The organism is Pseudoalteromonas luteoviolacea (assembly GCF_000814765.1).
GTDB classification, from domain to species: domain Bacteria; phylum Pseudomonadota; class Gammaproteobacteria; order Enterobacterales; family Alteromonadaceae; genus Pseudoalteromonas; species Pseudoalteromonas luteoviolacea_H.
The window spans coordinates 720,194-740,203 of sequence record NZ_JWIC01000004.1; the positions used below are offsets into that span (position 1 = coordinate 720,194).

21 protein-coding genes are annotated in these 20,010 nt (G+C 43.7%); 7 read left to right on the plus strand and 14 right to left on the minus strand.

Going from position 1 to position 20,010, the window contains the following annotated elements; genetic code table 11:
• Positions 1–76 precede the first annotated feature (76 nt).
• The 7 genes from JF50_RS06460 to JF50_RS06490 all read right to left on the minus strand — a co-directional run bounded on the left by JF50_RS06460 (position 77) and on the right by JF50_RS06490 (position 7,169).
• On the minus strand, positions 77–607 hold the full coding sequence (locus JF50_RS06460) for a methylated-DNA--[protein]-cysteine S-methyltransferase (RefSeq protein WP_200890379.1): 531 nt from the start codon (positions 605–607) through the stop codon (positions 77–79).
• The gene (locus JF50_RS06465; protein ID WP_039608607.1) at positions 604–1,965 is read right to left on the minus strand and encodes a DNA-3-methyladenine glycosylase 2 family protein; all 1,362 of its coding nucleotides are present in this window, start codon (positions 1,963–1,965) and stop codon (positions 604–606) included. The genes JF50_RS06460 and JF50_RS06465 overlap by 4 nt, the downstream gene beginning before the upstream one ends.
• 138 nt (positions 1,966–2,103) lie before the next feature.
• Positions 2,104–3,477, minus strand: coding sequence for a nicotinate phosphoribosyltransferase (locus JF50_RS06470; RefSeq protein WP_039608608.1), 1,374 nt, complete (start codon positions 3,475–3,477; stop codon positions 2,104–2,106).
• Positions 3,478–3,534: 57 nt separating this feature from the next.
• Positions 3,535–4,596, minus strand: a complete 1,062-nt coding sequence (locus JF50_RS06475) for a bifunctional nicotinamide-nucleotide adenylyltransferase/Nudix hydroxylase (RefSeq protein WP_039608609.1) — start codon at positions 4,594–4,596, stop codon at positions 3,535–3,537.
• Positions 4,597–4,712: 116 nt separating this feature from the next.
• Positions 4,713–5,159 (minus strand): hypothetical protein, encoded by a 447-nt coding sequence (locus tag JF50_RS06480; protein WP_039608610.1) that lies wholly within the window; start codon positions 5,157–5,159, stop codon positions 4,713–4,715.
• Between the two features lie 112 nt (positions 5,160–5,271).
• Positions 5,272–6,690: a hypothetical protein gene (locus tag JF50_RS06485; protein WP_039608611.1), complete on the minus strand. Its 1,419-nt coding sequence runs from the start codon at positions 6,688–6,690 to the stop codon at positions 5,272–5,274.
• A 104-nt stretch (positions 6,691–6,794) separates the two neighbouring features.
• Complete coding sequence (locus JF50_RS06490; protein WP_039608612.1) at positions 6,795–7,169, minus strand: hypothetical protein; 375 nt, start codon at positions 7,167–7,169, stop codon at positions 6,795–6,797.
• Between the two features lie 334 nt (positions 7,170–7,503).
• On the opposite strand from JF50_RS06490, the gene JF50_RS06495 reads away from it, so the two are divergent.
• The 5 genes from JF50_RS06495 to JF50_RS06515 all read left to right on the plus strand — a co-directional run bounded on the left by JF50_RS06495 (position 7,504) and on the right by JF50_RS06515 (position 11,211).
• On the plus strand, positions 7,504–8,403 hold the full coding sequence (locus JF50_RS06495; protein WP_039608613.1) for a DMT family transporter: 900 nt from the start codon (positions 7,504–7,506) through the stop codon (positions 8,401–8,403).
• Positions 8,404–8,587: 184 nt separating this feature from the next.
• The gene (locus tag JF50_RS26665) at positions 8,588–9,055 is read left to right on the plus strand and encodes a winged helix-turn-helix domain-containing protein (protein ID WP_080760133.1); all 468 of its coding nucleotides are present in this window, start codon (positions 8,588–8,590) and stop codon (positions 9,053–9,055) included.
• A 264-nt stretch (positions 9,056–9,319) separates the two neighbouring features.
• Entirely contained in the window at positions 9,320–9,829 is a 510-nt protein-coding gene (locus JF50_RS06505) for a proteasome subunit alpha (RefSeq protein WP_200890380.1), read from the plus strand.
• Positions 9,830–9,887: 58 nt separating this feature from the next.
• On the plus strand, positions 9,888–10,613 hold the full coding sequence (locus JF50_RS06510) for an SIR2 family NAD-dependent protein deacylase (protein ID WP_039608614.1): 726 nt from the start codon (positions 9,888–9,890) through the stop codon (positions 10,611–10,613).
• Positions 10,591–11,211, plus strand: coding sequence for a GNAT family N-acetyltransferase (locus tag JF50_RS06515; protein WP_235423400.1), 621 nt, complete (start codon positions 10,591–10,593; stop codon positions 11,209–11,211). Before JF50_RS06510 ends, JF50_RS06515 begins: the two co-directional genes overlap by 23 nt.
• On the opposite strand, the gene JF50_RS06520 is transcribed toward JF50_RS06515, so the two are convergent.
• Positions 11,203–11,913 (minus strand): hypothetical protein, encoded by a 711-nt coding sequence (locus JF50_RS06520; protein ID WP_039608615.1) that lies wholly within the window; start codon positions 11,911–11,913, stop codon positions 11,203–11,205. The genes JF50_RS06515 and JF50_RS06520 overlap by 9 nt on opposite strands.
• 150 nt (positions 11,914–12,063) lie before the next feature.
• On the opposite strand from JF50_RS06520, the gene JF50_RS06525 reads away from it, so the two are divergent.
• Positions 12,064–12,282 (plus strand): hypothetical protein, encoded by a 219-nt coding sequence (locus tag JF50_RS06525; protein WP_039608616.1) that lies wholly within the window; start codon positions 12,064–12,066, stop codon positions 12,280–12,282.
• Between the two features lie 42 nt (positions 12,283–12,324).
• Entirely contained in the window at positions 12,325–12,738 is a 414-nt protein-coding gene (locus JF50_RS06530) for an ACT domain-containing protein (RefSeq protein WP_039608617.1), read from the plus strand.
• Between the two features lie 57 nt (positions 12,739–12,795).
• On the opposite strand, the gene adhP is transcribed toward JF50_RS06530, so the two are convergent.
• From adhP to JF50_RS06560, 6 genes are all read right to left on the minus strand, one after another.
• The gene (adhP, locus tag JF50_RS06535) at positions 12,796–13,809 is read right to left on the minus strand and encodes an alcohol dehydrogenase AdhP (RefSeq protein WP_039608618.1); all 1,014 of its coding nucleotides are present in this window, start codon (positions 13,807–13,809) and stop codon (positions 12,796–12,798) included.
• A 420-nt stretch (positions 13,810–14,229) separates the two neighbouring features.
• Positions 14,230–15,702, minus strand: coding sequence for a sensor histidine kinase (locus tag JF50_RS06540; protein WP_039608619.1), 1,473 nt, complete (start codon positions 15,700–15,702; stop codon positions 14,230–14,232).
• Positions 15,699–16,430 (minus strand): response regulator transcription factor, encoded by a 732-nt coding sequence (locus JF50_RS06545; protein ID WP_039608620.1) that lies wholly within the window; start codon positions 16,428–16,430, stop codon positions 15,699–15,701. Before JF50_RS06545 ends, JF50_RS06540 begins: the two co-directional genes overlap by 4 nt.
• A 73-nt stretch (positions 16,431–16,503) precedes the next feature.
• Positions 16,504–17,286, minus strand: coding sequence for a spondin domain-containing protein (locus JF50_RS06550; RefSeq protein ID WP_039608621.1), 783 nt, complete (start codon positions 17,284–17,286; stop codon positions 16,504–16,506).
• A gap of 10 nt (positions 17,287–17,296) precedes the next feature.
• Positions 17,297–17,998, minus strand: a complete 702-nt coding sequence (locus JF50_RS06555) for a spondin domain-containing protein (protein ID WP_039608867.1) — start codon at positions 17,996–17,998, stop codon at positions 17,297–17,299.
• Between the two features lie 146 nt (positions 17,999–18,144).
• Positions 18,145–19,935 (minus strand): alpha-keto acid decarboxylase family protein, encoded by a 1,791-nt coding sequence (locus JF50_RS06560; protein WP_039608622.1) that lies wholly within the window; start codon positions 19,933–19,935, stop codon positions 18,145–18,147.
• Positions 19,936–20,010 lie beyond the last annotated feature (75 nt).

Genomic DNA, 20,010 nt, shown 5'->3' on the forward strand with positions numbered 1-20,010 from the left:
AAATCACGACATGTACCGTGGCAGCGGAGTGAATCATATACCTATTGGTTTGGAAAATGACTTAACGCCAAAATGATTATTGTAAAAATTCGGTTTTTGCTTGGCGTTGGGAGGCCAGCTGTGCGAGGGCTTGAGCATTTGGTTTTTGATCTATTAAGCCTTCATGGGCTAACAGCCATTGCTTACGCAATACACCACCGGCATATCCGGTCATTTTACCGTTGGCACCAATTACTCTATGGCATGGCACTATCAGGGTGATTGGATTACGTCCATTCGCACCGCCAACTGCACGCACTGCTTTGGGGTTATTAAGCTGCTGGGCTAATTCTAAATAAGATAAACTCTGACCAAAGGGAATAGTTGTTAAAGCGTGCCACACTTGCTGTTGAAACGGGGTGCCTTGCCAGTCGAGATCGAGGTTAAACTGAGTGAGCTTATGCTCAAAGTAAGCGGATAGTTGCTGTTTACACTCTTGTAGTAAGGCATTGCTATGCACCTGTGATGTTTTCTCTCCACAAAATATTAGTTGGCGAATGCCGACATCAGATGCCTTTATCTCAATCAGCCCGAGTGGACTTTGAAAATAATCAGTGTACAAGCTCATAGTTGACTCCATAATTGAAAAGTGAGGTAGCTGCGCCAAGGGGAAAGCCGACTATCATCAAATTTTTGTTGTGCTTGAAGGGCTTTAATGACGCCAAGATCAGAAGCTAAAAAAATATCAGGGTCGCTTTGCCCACGCATTTTGGCATAGGAAATTGTCCAAGGGCCAATTCCCTTGATAGGTAACCAGTCATCTGCATTGTCGGTCACATGATTTTGCGAAAAATGCTCAGCAAAACGGATCAGTGTTTGTCGGCGCGCAGTGGGCATTTTCAAAAAAGCTAAGTCACTACTAGCCATTGCGTGTGGCGTAGGGAAAAAAGCATGCTCTGCATTTTTCTCTCCCAGCGTTTGTACCAGTTGAGATACCAGTTTTTTTGCTGCTTGTACAGACACTTGTTGGCCAAGAATAGCGCGCACACCCGCTTCAAACAGCCCCCATATACCAGGCAAGCGCAGCCCTGTTACTAAAGTGAATTCATTGGGTAATGCCTGTTTTAAATCCTCTTCAATTTGGCTTAAATCAGCATCTAAATCTAAAATACGACGAATATTATTTACCACCGGCTTGAGATGCTTAATGTCGTCAATTTCTATATCCACTTCAAAACAGTGCTTTTTGCTCACGTGCTTGGCGGTGAATTGCCCTTTGCAACCGTGCCAAATAAACGTGCGACCATAACTGTCATCCGTTGTCCACTCAAGACCGTCAACAAGTCGTTTGGCTAAAAACTGTTGCATGTGTTGCCAATTAAAAGGTGGCCGAAAATATAGTGTTAAAGTAATTCTTGAGTTGGTATGGCCTTGTTGTTTGCGCATTTGCGTCGGTGTTAGCTGTAACTGACTTTTAAAGCAGTCATTGAAGCGACGTATGCTCTCGAACCCGCTTGCTAAAGCAACTTCTGTGATAGGAAGTTGAGTTTGATGAAGTAACCTTTTGGCGAACAGGCACTGTTGGTAAAGTGCGTAAGCCTTTGGTGACACCCCAAGGTGCTGACGAAATAACTTGCGGACATATCGATCACTGACCCCCAGCCGGCTCGCCATTTGAGGTAAAGAACCGTGTTGTAGTGCCCCTTGGTCAATTAAGCTAAGCGCTCTGTCCAATGTTGTGCCAACCCCTTTCCATGGTGCTGAGCCTGGTGCACTGTCTGGCCTGCATCGTAAACATGGACGAAACCCTGCATGCGCCGCAGACATCGCTGAGCTAAAATATCTGACGTTTTCTTCTTTAGGCGGGTGCACAGGACAGGTTGTACGGCAGTATATGCCGGTGGTTTTTACCGCAATAAAAAACTTACCATCAAAGCGTGGATCTCGTGAATAGCGTGCTTTTTTACAGACTTCTACATCTAACATCAAACCAGTCCTTCTTCGTTAATGGGGTAAGTATATGCGAATTATCGCAGGTTACTGGCCAGTTTCGGAACTCACTGTTGATGGTAATTAGAGCAGAGTCACACAAGGGCAGCCGCCAATATGTGACTCTGAGTCTGATTAGCTAATATTTGCTTTGATGTCATCAAAGCTGTACTCAATTAATAATTCCCCGTTTTTGAATACGGTTTTCAGTAAGTTTTTTCGATTGCCCAAATCACTTTCGCGAATGGTTTTAACCCCTTTAACCGTATCGTGGATCACGGCAAGACGGCCTTTTTTACTGCGTTTACCGTGATCGGTAATGGGGTCTTTAAAGACATCATGCCATAGGCCCTTCACTTTGACGGCACTGGCTTTCATTGCAAACTGCATGGTGTCTCTATCGAGTTTTTGCAGCAGCGCCCCCCCCATGCCAAACGCAATATTTTCTGCGCTTTGTTGCTTGGTTTTCATGGTGTGGAGAATTTCACGAATGCTGTTTTCTGCAATGCCATCCCCTTGGATCACGCGAACGCAATCGGGTAACACACGATAGCCTTTGCTATTAATACGGTAGCCGAATTTTGTCATCAGTTTGTCGATGGTTTTGGTGACCACTTCGACAGGCTCGCCGCTGTCTGGGCGGATCACTAAAGTACCGCCTGTTTGCTCTACTTGTTCTTTCAGCTCCTCGCCCCAAATATTATCAATAGCGTGCCACAGATCGTATGAGTCACTCACCACCGCAACGAGTTTGCCTGGGCCTGAAAATTGCTTGAGCATATTCTCATAGGCCGCTTTTTCGCCGTTTTTACCCCACGCAGTAATGGTGCTGTGTTCTGCTGCAGGAATTGAAAATCCAGGCATGGTTGCGCCATAAAAACGTCTTGCAGCGACGACGGCACTGAGCGTATCGGTGCCCATAAAATTGAGTAGATGTGCAGCCCCGCCCACAGCTGCAGCTTCCTCAGTGGTCGCGCCACGTGCGCCAAAGTCATGTAACTTAAATTCAAGCCCATCAAGTGACTCAGCAGTCTCTGCCATATACTGTCGAATAATGCGCTTACAGTGGTAAGATACCGTCGCAACTGTGGTTGGGTACCAAATTGCGCGCAATAGGGCGGTTTCAACATAACTGGTTAGCCATGCGCATTTGGGGTCGGTATTGATTACTTGGACCAATGCGTTACTGATGGGCACGACAGACCCCTCAGGTAATGCCTGAATTTTGATAGGCAGCATACCTTGGTGTTTGTCGACAATATGTCGCCAACCTGCCTCATGAAACGGTACACCATGCGCTTCTAAAATCATTTTTGCTTCATCTACATCTTGATGAGTCAGCGGTGTGGTAAGGTACTGTTTAATGAACATCTGCAAACCAAAAAACAGGGCTTTATCATATTGTCCGCCGCGAGGCTCGATGTAACTAGATACCTGGCTGGTGCCTTCTGGATACTGTTTGAAGTGTGAAGCTTTATAGCTATCTGCGTTAAGTATAATATTGGTCATGATGGAGTTCCTCCTATCTATTTGCCGACTGGGTCTATCCCAATCCGCATTTGGCATTTACATGCCTGTTAATTCTTGAATGATAAAGTAATGGTCTTCAAATAATTTACTCGGTTCTAACTCTGCTAGCGGCACCCACATAGCGTGTTTAGCGTCGTCCCCACCTTTGACTTTGGGCAGTAATTTATTCGGCGCCAAATCAAAATAAAATGCATGAGTTATGGTGCGTCCTCGCGCAGATCTGTTTGGATCATCAAAGACTTGTTGTTGCTTAATCGACCCCATTAAGACCGGCGCTGGCACTTTTAATTTGGTTTCTTCTCTAAGTTCTCTCAAGCAGGCGTCTATGAGTTTTTCTCTGCCATCAACAAAACCACCGGGCAATGCCCAAAGGCCTTTTCCTGGACGTGCTTTTCGCTCAATTAATAGTACATGGCCACTTTGTACAACCACCGCATCGACGGTCACAAATGTCGGCGGGTAAGGCGCGTTTTGCCAAGCTAGGCGATACTTTTCGATGAAGTCATGTTCACTTTGAATGGCGTGATAATCATCGGTTTTCATAAACTTATCCAACGTAGCACGGACAAAAGGTGGCAATACCTGAGCATCTTGAGAAGTTAAAAAATCTTCACCTTGAGATGAAAAAAGTTGCTTTCGAAGTGGCGTGGCAGAGATAGACTGATAGTTTGCTACTGGCACAGATCCCCATTGAGGAAATAAGTTTAAGTAGTAAGAAGACTGATCTTTACTATGGCCAATTAAGCCTACGTGAGGTGTTTTGTGTGGTACTTTATGTTGCGCGGTAATGATACCATTCACGGTTGTTTGTACATTGCGGACCCAAGCATCGTCGTTATAGACTGTATCCATTAGAGGAGCAATGTGAATGCGGTTGTTTTCTTCAGCAGTAAGTGTCCCGCGGATCATTAACTCTCTCTCTGAGCTTGTCCATGGATTTCTAACTGTTCTTGGTTGGTGGGCCGAGCCACACAAAATGATGATATGTTCAGCACGTTTTAACCCTTCTTTGATCACAGCTAAGTGACCTTGATGAAAAGGTTGAAAACGGCCAATAAATACGAGAAAGTCGTACTTTTGATCGTGTTGTCGTGTCATTGCAGCAAACCCCTTGCTGTTATTGTAAAACGCGATGCAGGTCTATCCCGCTTACGTTGTGGCTATCGAATGGTTCCCAATCGATAGCGCTACAATGACACAACCGCGTTTAAATTTCAAACATGAATGTTGACTAAGTGCGCATCATCGGACAAACCAAATTGAGATTTTAAGTCAGATAATAGCGTTTGCTTTTGCTCATCACTTAATGTGTTGGTGTCTTGATCCGCCAAAGCGTCACTTAAATAGTCCACAACTTGATTTAAATCTACTTCTAAAGCGGGTTTGTCTTTTGGCGGCCTCGCTGGCGCACCAGCGAGTTCGCCGACTGTTTTGGCATCAAAGCCCAATTCAGACATTTGCTCTGCGAGTGCTTTTGATGGTTTAATTCCCGCTTCGCTGAAGCTATTAACAATGCTTTGCGCATCGGCTTCTGACAAGTTATCTGCGTCAAACTGCGCCAGCGTCTCTTTAATGGTATTGGTTTGTTGCTCAGATAAAGTGGGTTGAGGGCGATTTGATTGCGCAGTTTGTGTGTATGATTGCGTAGCTGGTGTGATCATGGGCCATAGCCTCCATAAAAATGAACCCATCTAGTTTGAACACTAATTGCGCAAATAATGTGAAAGCTGCATTTTGCGGTTGTGACATAGGTGCTGAACTGATTTATAAATCTCATTCAAGCACGGTATTTTTTGGTGTTTGGGACGCTTTGTTCTTAGGGGAGTCCGTATGTCTTTCTGGCTCAATGTACTGGAGTTCACCGAGTTCATAAGGGACCTGTAAATCGAGATTAAATTCATAAATCTTTTGTAACTGCTGTTGTACAAAGTTTTGCTTGATAATATCTAGGTTGGCATTGGTCCACAGCTCAATGGAATCTGAGCGTAGGAATTTATCTGGCCGCGACTCTAAATCGTGTAAAAGTTGCTGCCAAATTTCTCCATGCATAGCGGCAGGCTCATTGAAGGTGAGTGCTACAACGTCATTCATCCAGCCCATCCCATTACTCTCATACGCTTTTAAGACGTTTTTATATAAAGCTCTGCGGTCGCTTTCACTGGTATCTTGATCATGGTGTACAACAAATTCACCATCATCATTCATAAAGTACTGAGTATGTGCCCATTTATCTGTTTGCTGTCCAAGCATGGCGAAAATATTCTGCGTGTTGGACTTATCGACCTCTTGTAACAGGGCAAAAAAGTGTTGATGCTCAAATGGTTTCATGGTGATGGCCATATCAATCATTCCGGCATTTGTTGCGAAGTCACCTTGGCTAATATGCTGATTAAATTCTAATAATTGGCCATCAGGCATTTTGTTGTTATCGAGCAATTTGATGTATTGCATCAGGTGTGAGGAGTAATCGTTTAACTCCATCCACCCGGAGTCTTCAAAAGAAGCGTATTCCACTCGCAGCAATGGGTTTTCAATGCCATCTTCGTTTAGCAGTCCCTCAGGTGTAAAAGGGGCTGCTCTATCATGTACTTTATTTTGTTGAGTAAGGTGAGTCAGCGCATTCAGCGAACTACTGAGCACATCATCTGATAATGTGCTTAATGTCGAGATGATTGTTTCACTGTTATCGCTGATTAAATTCGTTTTTTCATTATAACGCGGTGCTGATGTCAGGATTTCAGCCAGCTTTTCCAGTTCATCGTCATTTAACCGCTGGCTCAGCTCAAGTAATTCCTTGGTGGGTTTTATAAATGTAAATCTAATTTGTCCGTCTGCTGACAGCCTGTCTTTTTGTGCTAGGAAAGCGTCAATATCACTTTGCTCAGTAAGCTCCCCATATTGAAATTTATTTTCCTCATCATGATCAGCTTGAATTCGGTATAGGCTGAAATAGCCAAAAGAAACTAGGTTCGGTATTGCTTTGGTGAAGATATTATCCTTGAAACTGTTCAAAAAGTCGTGGTCTGGTTGAGTCGTTGTTAGTGACACACGGTAATCGCCACCACTGGGCAGAGTAGTTGATTGATATGTTGATTCTGCCTTTTTGATCGCCGAATGGAGTGGTTTGCTTTTACCATGATGCAAATAGTCGAGGGTAGTACCTGTTACTGTTTTTGCCAATCTATCAATCATCACCTTATCCTTAGCATCTGATTTATTAGTTTACTTGTCGGCTAAATCGGTCATTTCTTTAGGGGGGGGTGTTTAGAGTATGAACAATGCCGTGTCGCATCTAATCAGTTAGCGCACGACTTTACGCTGCCTTGATGACGATGTGCGAGGAATATGCGTAAAGACATAAACGTTGCAATGCCTGCGATCGCCGCGCAAAGAAGGTGGTGTAACACCAAATGACTGACTATAAATGTCGGAATATCTTCAATACCATCGATGAAAAACGCTTTAACGATTAATCCAATATATGCACTTAAATGGCCGAACAACGCTATCTTGTATACACGTTTAAATTGCTTTTTAGATACTTCTGGGATGCCTAAAGGCGCAAACTTCAAAATTAAGATGGCAAGCATTGCGACTGAGATACTAATAATACCTAAACCCAGCAATGAAGTTTTGATCAGCGCAATGACCAGAATATATCCGAATAACATCTGTAAACCACTTTTAATCAATGACAGAGCGATGCTATGACAGAGCTGTTTTAATTGTCTATCTGAATTGCTTTGCGAGGTTATCAGTTTTTATTTGTTGATCATATTGACTCAGTACACTGAAGGATACATAGTAGTCGTTCTACTTCACAGGATAATAAGAAATAACCATGAATTTGCTTTCCAATACACAAGATAATTGTCAGTGGCGTTCAGTCACATGGCTTATTGTGTAGCGGTTTAGCTATTTTTCTAACCGCGATGATAAGTGCGGTTAGTTAATTCTGAAAAATCACCTCATTTATCGTCCTTTTTACAACAAGGATTAATAATAATGCCCGTGCAACTGTCTTATGCATTTGTAGTCTTAATTTGGTCTACTACTCCGTTGACGATAGTCTGGAGTAGTTCGACGATGGCACCTACAACGAGTGTTTTATTGAGAATGCTGTTGGCGCTGATTTTGGCAGCGATTGTGGTGACAATGAGCAGAATAAAAATGCGTTGGACAAAAACAGCGTGGCTTTTATACGCCTTTTCAGGTGGCGGAATTTTCATTGGCATGATGCTATCCTATTTGGCTTCTCGAACCGTTCCATCAGGGGTGATCTCTTTGGTTTTTGGCTTAGCCCCCATCGTTTCCGGTGTCTTGGCCCAAAAGCTACTAGGAGAAGATAAGCTTACTATCATCAAAAAGAGTGCTTTGGGGTTAGCTTTAGTTGGCATGTTTTTAGTGTGTTTTACACAGCTACAAGAATTGAATTTAGAGCCACTGGGTTTGATATTCGTTGTGCTTGCGACTATAAATTTTAGTATCAGCGGTATCTTGGTGAAACGGGTCAAAATTGCTATTCACCCTATGGCGACAACATTTGGTTCACTGCTCGTTGCTACGCCTTGCTTTTTTATTATGTGGTTGCTCTGCGGTGCACCGTTTGAGGTTGCTAGTTGGAGCGAAAAGTCTATGTTGTCGACTTTATATTTGGGAATATTCGGATCGTTTTTCGGCTTTCTCGCATATTTTCATATATTACAAAAGTTGAAGGCAAGTACTGTAGCGTTAACAACATTGATCACGCCAGGGCTAGCAATGACATTAGGCGCATGGGTGAATGATGAAACGATCACACCACTGTTATTAATAGGTGCGATCACCATAATTGTTAGTTTGGCACTTTATCAATTTGGCGATTCGTTGAGATTGGTTAATTTGATGAAGAAGAAAGCGTCTTAAGTAAAGGTGTAAGCCTGAGCCCAAAAAGCGCTAACAAGATAAAGCACATTATTGGCTCAAGTCATTTTACAACAAGTGAGATGAATTTATTACCGCGTATAAATAACAGGTTTAATTCCTCTAACAATATGTGGTAAAAATAGTAACATCGTTGAATCAAAATATAATTATAAGTTTAGGGACAATGAAATTAGCATTCGAAGACTTTCAGTTTGATATTCAAGCGTTGGCACTGTCGAAAGACGGAAGAAAAATATCATTAAAAGAAAAGCCAGCACAAATTCTTGCTATGTTGATAACTCAGCCAGATAAGATCCACAGTAAAATGGAGATCTTAGAAAAAGTTTGGCCTGGCAGAACCGTCACTGAGCAAGTTGTATTTCAGAACATTGGTCATTTGAGAGCGCTTTTTGGAGATCAATCCATCAAGACATTCTCAAAAAAAGGGTATCAATGGCAATTGCCGTGCGACACAGTAGAAAGCGCCTTACAAGAGCTTGCTGCGAATGGTATTACTATTGAACACCATTCAAATGACCGTGCTTCAACTCAAAACCCCAATGAGAAAAACGGCATACAGCCTCCGTGGACAATGATTATACCTATGCTAGTTGCGCTGGCTGCGGTTGGAGGCTTTATCACGCTATCTTAAAGTTGGTAACTCGGTGCCTAGGTTGTGATGTAAAATCAGCCCCGACAGTTTTGCGGGGCTGAAAGCAATTTGGACAGCGTTTAACTTGGCTTTTTCGTATTGGCGTGATGCAGGTGGTTGGAGGTTAAATAATTGAACTAATTTAAGGTTTTACTGTCGAAAGTTAAGTCTATAAGAGCTATTTAAGGGCATATTTGACCTGTTGTTATTGGTACTATTAAGTTAGCCTGCCCTTGAGGCTATTTTGACCAAAAGGAGTTTTTTTTGACTACGATAGCATACCATCATCCAACGCAAACCATTTGTGTTGATAGTTTGACCACCACATCGCAAAGCATTGTCACCCATGATGCGCAAAAATGCCAAAAAGTACACAACGGATTTATTTTTGCATCCGGTAATTGTACGGAAATTTATCACCTATTGAGTAATTGGCAAAAAAATTGTTTTGAAGCGATAGGGTGTACATTTTTCTTTATTAATAAGTTTGATCAGGTATTTTACGGAGAAATACGTCACGGCAAACGCTTCTTGGAACCGTTGCAAATGAACTGGGCAATTGGCTCTGGTGCTAATTGGGCAATAGCGGCAATGGACTTTGGTAAGAGCGCGCTGGAAGCCGTTCAATATGCTTGTACGAGAGATAAATCCACAGGAGGGAAGGTGCATTCGTTCAGTTTAAAACAGACGGCAAGCTGGTTGTCTTTGGGTTGTACTCAAAAACATCTCATCGCATTACCAGAGGTCAAGCATTTGCAAAAAATAGAAATCTAGCTATCTCTTATTCGCATAGGTACACTGATTGTTTGTTTGATTTCGGAGCGATTTACACATGACGACGCTTTATATTACTGGTGCAGGTGTCAGTGCTGAGAGTGGCATTCCTACTTTCCGTGGCGAGGATGGCTATTGGACGATTGGCAGCCGCAATTATACGCCTCAGCAAATGGCAACTCGAGCGATGTATGAGCAAAATCCGGCTGAATTTTTAAAGTGGTATTATCATCGTTTTGTGACGTATCGTCATCACGGTCCAAATACAGTGCATCATTGGCTAGCTGATAAGTTATTAATCACCCAGAATATTGATGGATTAGATGGCAAAGCGGGGAATAACGACTTTATTTCTATTCATGGGCGAATTGATAAAATGACCCTATACCATGTCCAAGGTGAAGAAGTGGGCATTGAAACGACACCGTGGGCGCAAGTTGATGAACGTAATTTGACTGAATCGTTGCTGGAGTTGTTCAAGATCTCTAGTCAAGGGCCTGAGCTTAACGTCTCCCTCAAGCCGTTTGTTTTGCTTTTTGATGAGTTTTATACCGATTTATACGGCATAAATAGGGCACAGCAGCGGATGTGGGATGCCAGTAAAATGGTGTTCATGGGCACTTCTTTCAGTGTTAATATCACACAGATGGCTTTGGATATAGCGCGTCACAAGGATATACCTGTAGAGGTCGTAGACCCTAATCCGGCTCACATTATGCACAGTCATGTAAAGTATTTTCCAATGACTGCAAAGGAGTATATTGAAATTGGCGACCATACCTAAGTTGGCTGCGGTTGCTCAACTTGAGACGGAGCGCTTAGTGTTGCGGCAATGGCAGGAAACGGACAAAATACCTTTTGCCCAATTGTGTTCAGATCCCCAAGTGATGCGCTACTTTCCCGAGCAGCTAAACAAAAATGAAAGTGACGCGTTGAGCCAAAAAATCAAGGCCTTAATCGATGAGCGTGGTTATGGTTTTTGGGCTGTTTCACTCAAGGAAAATATACCTCACGTGCCTACGACATTAACGACCAATCGATTTATTGGTTTTGTTGGCCTGCATTGGCAAACACAGGTGATGCCTGATCAGCCTTTTATGGAAATTGGCTGGCGACTGCATCGGCATTTTTGGCGCCAAGGTTATGCACTTGAAGCTGCAAAATCGGCACTCGCTTTTGCTTTTGAGACTTTAACATTAAATCAAGTCTATGCGTTTACGGCGACGGCAAACATCCCTTCTCAAAAGTTGATGACTCGCTTGGGAATGCAAAACCAAAATCGAGACTTTGCGCACCCAGCGCTACCCAGTGGCCATGCTTTGCAAGCTCACTGCTTATATGCAATTACTCGTCAGCAATTTGAAAAGCTAAACTTAGTGTAGTTGGCACAACACATTGATATCAATCTGATAATAGCTAGCAATAATGAGTAAAACTTGATTTTTTGGATCAAGGTTTATCTTATGGCTTTTCATCGCCCCTTTTACATGGCTGAGGTTGCTACTTAGAGGGGAGGTATTGCCCGCTTGTTCTGCCTCAATGAGCGCAAATAGTGCGGTAAGCTCGTGTTCGGGTAAGTCTTTGTTATTCAAGTTGTACACGAAATAGCATTCTAACGGTGTTAACCCATGTTGGTTACGTACTCGGAGTGTTTTAGCCAATGATTCATTGCGCTCAAATAGTAAGAGTGAGCGAATAAAATTAAACGGCGGTGGTGATTGCTCTGCGTTGGCAAATAGCGCATGCAAAAACGTATTACCTTGATGGTTAGTTTGTGAAAATGCGTCAGCAGCTTGTAGTGCGGGCATAAAAAAGTTCACCCTATCACTGTTGTTTAATCCCGCGATTATGCCAGAGGGGAGACCATGAGCCACAATACATTGTGCTGCGATATTTTGATAATCTGCATAGCGAGTTGTTTGTGACTCAGCAATTTCAAAGCAAAATTTGAGCTGCGCAGCACGGCCAAGGTCATTTTGTTGCTGGTAGACCGCGCATATTTTTGCTAAATCTTTGCTGCGAATAGCCAAGAGCAGTTCAGCAACGGCTTGCTCATTACTATTGTTATTGGGTACCTGCGTCATTGTCTATCCTCATTTCTAAACTGCCTGCACATTACACATCATCACTTTACTCGATAACGCGTATTACCAACAGAGTAATTTGCTTGGCGCTTGAAAAGTATTCGCATCGACCCTATAGCATTGTCATACTGGTAATAAGGTGTATCAAGTATGGTCTGGCAAATAGGTGTATTTTTGCTGCTGTGTGCAGTGATTGTATTGTTGTATCGAGCGATACTCTGGGCAAAGAAAATGCCAAAAGGTGCTTTTTTATTTATGGCTTTAATGCCATTAATAGCATTATTCCCAATTCCGCCGCCACAATTTAAAAATATTGCCAAGGCGAAGCAGGAGCAAAGGAAAAAACAGCGCACTGAAGAAGATGAGTAAACTTACTAATAAATCGAAATAAGAATAAAAGGGGTCACTATTATGAAAGGGGAGATGAACTTAACGGTATTACTTGCCAGTATGGAGCCGGTGTTATCTTCGGATCTTTATGTGTACGCGGTTGTGTCTGAACGGCAACTTAAAGAGCTTGATATGGCTAATATACAGGGTCTATTTCGAGAAAAAGAAGGCATGACGGTGATCACCACCAAAACGTATGCTCAAGCGCGAGGTATAAAATATCAGGGAGATTATCGCTGTATTACGCTTAATGTACATTCCAGTTTGGAAGCAGTCGGTTTAACGGCTGCATTTGCTACTGTACTGGGCCAAAATCAGATCAGCGCAAATGTGGTTGCTGGGTATTACCATGATCATATTTTTGTACAAGATAGCTGTGCCGATAAAGCGCTGCAATGTTTACTCAAGTTGTCTCGAGAGAATCAAAGTAAGTAGGTGGCGAGATAACCTCAAAAAAGGCTGCGGTGCAGCCTAGCAAGTTGGGATAAAAAACTAATCCATGGTCAAGACAATACGGCCTTGAATATCACTTTTGATCATTTGTTCGAAGACCTGATTAATATTGGTCAGTGGCTGGGTTTGCACAATAGCTCGTACTTTACCGGAGGCTGCAAACTCCAAGCATTCGATTAGATCTTGTCGTGTACCTACAATGCTGCCGATTACGCTGATCCCTTTCAAAACAGTATCGAAAATGGGAATAGGTAGCGCATCATTTGGCAAGCCCACTAATACGCATTTTCCACCGCGTTTGACGCTCTGATATGCGCTATCAAAAGCGGCTTTTGATGCCGCAGTGCATATGACCGCTTGCACACCTCCAAACTGTGCTTGGATGTGTTGTGCAGGGTCAGTATTCTCATAATCGATACAGATATCCGCGCCTAACTCTTTTGCCAGTACAAGTTTATTTTCTCCGGTATCTACGGCGATAACATTTAACCCCATGGCTTTGGCATATTGAATAGCGAGATGGCCCAGCCCCCCGACCCCCACAATGGATACCCATTGGCCTGGTTTTGCGTCGCTAACCTTGAGTGCTTTGTAGGTCGTTACACCGGCACAAAAGAGCGGTGCGGCTGCAACGAAATCTAGGTTTTCTGGAATTTTGATGGCGTAGTGCGCATCCGCTAAGCAATATTCAGCATAGCTGCCATCAACGGAGTAGCCGCTATTTTGTTGGTCGGGACACAGATTTTCATTGCCTTGCAAACAGTGTTCGCAGTGACCGCATGCAGAGTGTAGCCATGGGATCCCGACTTTGTCACCAATGTCGATATGCGTCACGTCATCCGCTTTTTTGACGACAGTCCCCACGCCTTCATGGCCGGGGATCAAGGGCATTTTAGGCTTTACAGGCCAATCCCCATGACATGCGTGCAAGTCTGTATGGCATACACCGCAGGCAGCCACTTTTACTAGCACGGTTCCAGGCCTTATTTCAGGCTGTGCGACGTCTTCGATACGCAGTGGATCTTTAAACTGATGAGCGACAGCAGCTTTCATGTTTGTGCCTTATTAATTTAGAAGTTGTTATTGAGTTTATCGCCTTTTGCTTTTGTATTATTGATCGGGCTCAAGATTCGGGTGTGATAGTTAACTTTTATAAATTAGGTAATATTTATAAAGAGTTAGCTGAACAGTGGAGTCATTTCTCTACAGCGTAATATGTGGGCGGCATGTTCTTGTATAGCAATCAGGCCGGGCGTATTTTTCTAGGTCAATGAGGGTTTTTTAATATACGCCAATGGGCGTTTAAACCACCTTGTTGATTGATGCAGATTTGGTTTATGCACGAGCGACTATCCGGTTTATATTGCTTGGACGAAAACGGTAAAACAGCGACCACAGTCTGCTGAATAACATGAAATGGATACACGCAAGCACCCATCTCACAACGCCGAATAAGGCCGTACTGACGCCGTATTAAGAAGCGTCAGCACTTCTTACTTGGAATATAAACTCACTGCCTTGGCCAAGGCGACTGTTCACTTTGATCTCTGATTTTATGAGTTCAATTAACCTGGCTGTGATTGCAAGGCCAAGTCCAGCATGAGACTTTTTACATCCACGGGTATTACTTGCTTGATATCGAGCTTCGAAAATATAGGGCAATTCTTTTGGGCTGATCCCAACTCCGGTATCTTGCACCGCGATACTATATGATTTATCCATCGCGCATATTGAAATGCAGATATTACCTTTGGCAGGCGTATGACGCAGGGCATTTTCAATGAGGTTACTTAAAATGCGTTCCAACTTGGCAATGTCAGAGAAAACGGTAAAGTCGCAGTCAGTTGGTGAGATGCTCAATGATATATCTGCTTGTTGCGCTTTAAGTGCAAACTTAGCGAGAATATCATAGATGAGTTCCCCTAGATTGAAGACTTCAAAGTTGACATTAGACTGACCAGATTCTAAGTGTGCCAATTCAAATATTTGGTCAATGAGACTTTTTAATTGGTTGCAGTTTTTAAGTGCAATGGCGAGATACTCTTGTTCATTGATACCAGCAGGCGGCGTTTTTTCTATTAACTCTAGATAGCCTTGTAATGACGCCAGTGGGGTGCGAAGGTCATGAGATAAGTGTGCAAGTAATTTTCGGCGTTGCTCATCGATGGCGGTGAGCTGCGTCATTTGCTGGTGGATGGTGTCCAGCATACTATTGACACTTTGGCCGACAAGGTGAATTTCATTGTGTTTTGATGGCCAAGCGATTTTTTCGGAGGATTGTGTATCAAAGTTGTTTTGCTCGACAGTTTGAATAAATTGACTCAAACGTTGTAAAGGTTGGGTCATAGTTCTAAATAGCAACAACAGAATGGCAAATAGAAAGACCCCCATTGCAACTAACCATGCGGTGCTTTTAGCCAGCTGTTCAGAACTTTTAATTTGCGCACTAATCGAGTCTGCGATGGCTGAACCGATAATCACATACAAGTAGCCTTGCAACGTGTCCCCGTTATAAACGGGCGAGACGGAAAAAATTTTTTTTTGTTCAATTGAGCGTGGGTCTTCGCCATAGACAGGGAGTTTGTTGGGCTCATTTATCAATTGAATCAGGGGTCTAAGGTCTATCGATTGTCTTTTCACTTCGCCGGGTTTAGCGGAGTAGGTGAGCAGCTTACCACTGGGGTCGACAAAGTAAAATTCAAAGGCAGGGCCCAGCACCATCAAAGTATGGAACAGATTTTCCAGTGCTTTGTAATCATATACCCCTTGTTTTAGCAGCGGGTTATCTTGTGCCAAATGTTCCGCGAGCCCTAAATGCAATTGCTGCTCTGCTTGGGAGCGAGACACTGACGCGAGGTCTTGTGTCCAAAACACAAATGCGGAGACTGTCAGCATAAACACGCCGGTGATGATCAATGCAAGGCGATGATAGAGTGAAAAGGTCATAACCGTTCCTGTTGTAAAGGCTTCGAATTGAGTTTATACCCCACTCCCCAAACCGTTTCGATAATCGCTTGGTCTGTGAGTTTCTCTAGTTTGGTGCGAATACGATTAATATGCGAGTTTACTGTGTGCTCATAACCAAGGTGGTCGTATCCCCAAACCGACTCGAGCAACTGAGCACGTGAAAATACTTGATTAGGGTGTTTGGCAAAAAACAACATTAGCTCGAACTCGGTGGCAGTTAAATCCAGTTGCTTTTGGTGCAAGGAGACTTCATGGCAATGCGGATCAACTTGCAAATCACCCAGGGTAATGGGGTGTGAAGTCCCATTGGGGATTTCAATGGTTTGCTGTGCTTCTAGTAATTTAATATGTCTGAGCTGTGCTTTGATACGCGCTTGAAACTCTCGATAACTACAGGGTTTGCAAATGTAGTCATCAGCCCCCATTTCTAAACCAATAATGCGGTCCATCTCACTACTTTTTGAAGTCAACATGACAACACTAATTTTGGGGTGTAGTGTTTTTATCTCTCGACACAGTGTTAACCCATCGACTTGGGGCAACATAATGTCTAATAACACGATGGCATATTTTTGATTTGATAGCTGAGACATAACACCTTCTCCAGTCGAAAGGTGATCAACTTCAAGGTCAAGTTCGTTTAAATGTACTTGAAGCAAACGAGCGATGTCTAAATCGTCTTCGACAATGAGCACACGTTGATGCATAGACTAACCTCCTGCCTGTGCTATTACACAAGCAAACACGCCCCAGCTACTCGTTGCCGGGGCGAGTAGGAGGCTACTTGGTTCTCATAATGGTCACTGACATCAGTGGGTTGTCAAATTTATGAATGCTGCTTAACACAGAGTTCGTAAGACCATCGTCTTTACCAACAACACCAGGATGCATGGCAACCTTGTTCAGCTCTTCTCTTTGCGCATTAAATCCCTCCCCACTGTCTGCGGGTCCAGGAATAGTGCCACTGGTTTCTGAGTTCTCTTCAGTACCAGCGTCATACGCATAGGTGACGTAGTGCATTTCGTCACCGACAGCCATAGAAGATACATCTAAGGCATTAAGACCGGTAAAGCCGTCATTTGTATTCACCATCATGGTAAATAATGATAACTTTTGTCCATCAAGTGAAGATTGGCTCAGTGTTAATTCCGTTTTATTACCCGGAGGTAAGACACCTTCTCCCGACACTTTGCTCTGTACTACACCTAGCGAGAGTAGGTCGCTGTTATCACCACTTTCCGCCATTTTTTCTAGTGCATTACTTGCCGCTTCTCCGATTTGCCATAACTGTCCTTCTTGATGCAGCACAATGCCGACTGGTGATAGCGGTTGTGCGTAGGTCAAATTGGTAACCGTTACGGTTAACATCGCCTCACTTGGTTCAGGATCAGGTGTGGGATCCGGCGTTGGGTCTGGGGTCGGATCCGGAGTTGGGTCCGGAGTTGGATCCGGTGTCGGTGCTGGTGCCGGTGTTTCGACAACCGTTGTTGGTTCATCGTCATTATCACTACACGCAACTAAGGTCAGGCAAGCAATCGGTATAATCAATTTAGAGAGTTTCATGATAGCCACCTTATTTTACTGTGATAGTCACTTTAGCAACGGGGTTTAACCAGCGGTGTACTGTATTATGTAAATCACTGTCACCACCGGTTGGATTATCATCGCCTAAGTTACCTCTATGAATATGTATCATTTGATTGGCCTCTTCAGTCGTCACACCATCGCCGCCAGTGCCTGGTGCAACACCTGGTGAGGCTGGAATACCGAGTACGCCAGGCGCACCAGAATCAGCTACCACTCTCTCATTATTGGCTTCTGTGCCGGCATCATAGGCGTTCAGGTAAACATGATAGGTGCCCGCTTCAGTTGGGATCTGCCAGCTATTTAAACCAATAAAGCCATCATTGGTCGGTAGCATCATCGCAACGATTGACAACTTGTCGTTGCCATCACTGGTTTCTAAATCAGTCATTGTACTGGTAACTGGTGCAAGTAAGCCACCAGCTGGGTTGCTGACAGTATTGGCGTTTATGCCTGTCAATATGGTGTTAAGGCCGTCTAAGCTGCCGCCTTCTGCCATGGCTTGAAGCTCATCAGATGCTTTCTCGCCGACATTGAATAACATGGCATCCTTGGTGTGCGCAGTAATGAGTAAAGGGGTGAAGTATATTCCTTGGGTTAGGTTCGTAACCTTCACTTCAAGCGAGGCTGCATGTGCAGCACCGGAGCTAAGAAGTGTGCCTGCGATGAGTGATAGAATACGTGTTTTCATAATTGGCTCTTGTTGTTTGTAATTGACAAGAGTAATCATGCAGGGCAATTGTCGCGAAAGCCTCGCTCAATTATCACAAATGTATCACAGCAAGATCATTTTTTAATATATGTAAAAAAACCAGCCATATAGGCTGGTTACTGGGGCTAAAATTTATTTGCGGGTGGCCATTGTGGGTTGCATATTTCATCTTCACCGACGGCTGTTGGGGCTTCGGCAGTGATACTTGATGGAGTATCTTCTTTGGGGATACAGACTTCGACGACATAATTGATGTGATCATTATGACGAATTTCTTCCATTGCGCTGAGTAATTGTCCAACGCTGGTTACTTTAATCCCTTTGCCGCCGAACGCATCAGGTAGCTTGGCGATTTCCCATGACGGTAAGTCATTGTAGCTATACACCTGATTGAGTAACTTATCTTGATAATCAACAGGTGGCTTACGAAATGGGTTGGGGTTGACGAGGTATTGTTCAATCCCATAAATGCCATTGGCTAAGACAAAGACAACCGTGTTTTGCCCGTAAGCATGTTGATCGGCAACGGCTTGACAGGTCTCATGAAATGCCCCATCACCAACAACGACAATCGACCGTTTATCAGGGTAAGCGCACTTCACACCAGTACCCGCAGGGACTGAGTACCCGATTGATAACCACGCAGCTTGGGCTACAAAGCCATTTCGTGAAGGTATTTTGACACGTTGAGCCCCGATGAGTGGGAAGCCCGCATCGACAATTAATACGTCATCCTCTGTTATCCAGCTACTCATCGCGGCAAAAAAGCTATCGTAACCTAATTGCTGTTCAGGCATAGGCATATTGTTCGCAGTCATGGGTTTGCGAATACCGGCCAATTGGGCAGGGTTGTGTTTGGCCAACTGCTCAAATGCTTCTGTGAGGTAGTATAAATAATCTTTGAGCAATACAGATGGGTAAAAGTCAGCACCGACATAGACGCCTTGGTGAGCAGATAGTATGGTGTTGCTGCTACGAATATCCTGATTTCCGGTATCCTTACCCGTTGTCCATGCACCTATGCCTATTAATACGCCGTCCTCACCGACCAGATCCTGTACTTCAGAGGGTGAGAGTGTGACACAGCCCTCGAACCAGGGGTGGGTTTCTGCAATGACTGATTTACTTAAAGCAGAAGTGACAAAATGGATGTGCCCGTCCGGCATGGAGTGATGGCGATTAATCACTTCCATCAAATTGAGAAACTCATCCTGTAACTCGAGGCGTTGTAATTCAATACCTGCCCAAAAGATGCTTTTGGGCTTAGAGAGCATCAATTGCAAGGTGGCGTCAGCAGCTTGTTTAGCACAACTGACCGTGAGCGTATCGTTTGTGCGCTCTCTTATTCGTCCCTGTGGTCTTTGACACGGACTGCGCCAGATATCTTCAGTAACTTCAAAATAGATAGGACGTTGCTCGCTCAGCAGTGCTGTGATTGCTGAGTCGATTTGGTAGGGAGCTTGTAAAGCGTTATTGATGCGTTCTGCGGCCACCGTAATTGGGCGAAACATATGAATATCGACGAATTCGTAGCCTGTAGTATGGGAGTAAAGCAATCCTTGGCATTTTGAGATTTGGTCCTCTTTATTGGTAGGGGCACCATTAATTAAAATAACGGGCACTTGTTCAACATAAGAACCTGCAATGGTATTCAGTAGGCTAAATGCACCGACGCTATATGTGACATACAATGCACAAGGGCCTTTTAGTCGAGCATAAGCATCTGCAGCAAAACCGGCACAAATCTCATTTGCATTGCCTTTAATGGTAATTGGAGATTGGCTGTCGGCTAAAATTGTATCCAATAGGCCAGCGGTGTAATTACCTGCGACGCCAAACATTTGGTCAACACCAATTTCTTCTAAGCGGTCTTTGAAATAATCTGCAACCGTATATTCTTTGAAACATGTACTCATAAATAATGACTCTCCGTTTTATTGGCCAAAAAGCGGCTATGCAAATTACATAGCCGCTTATTTTGGTGCTAGTTA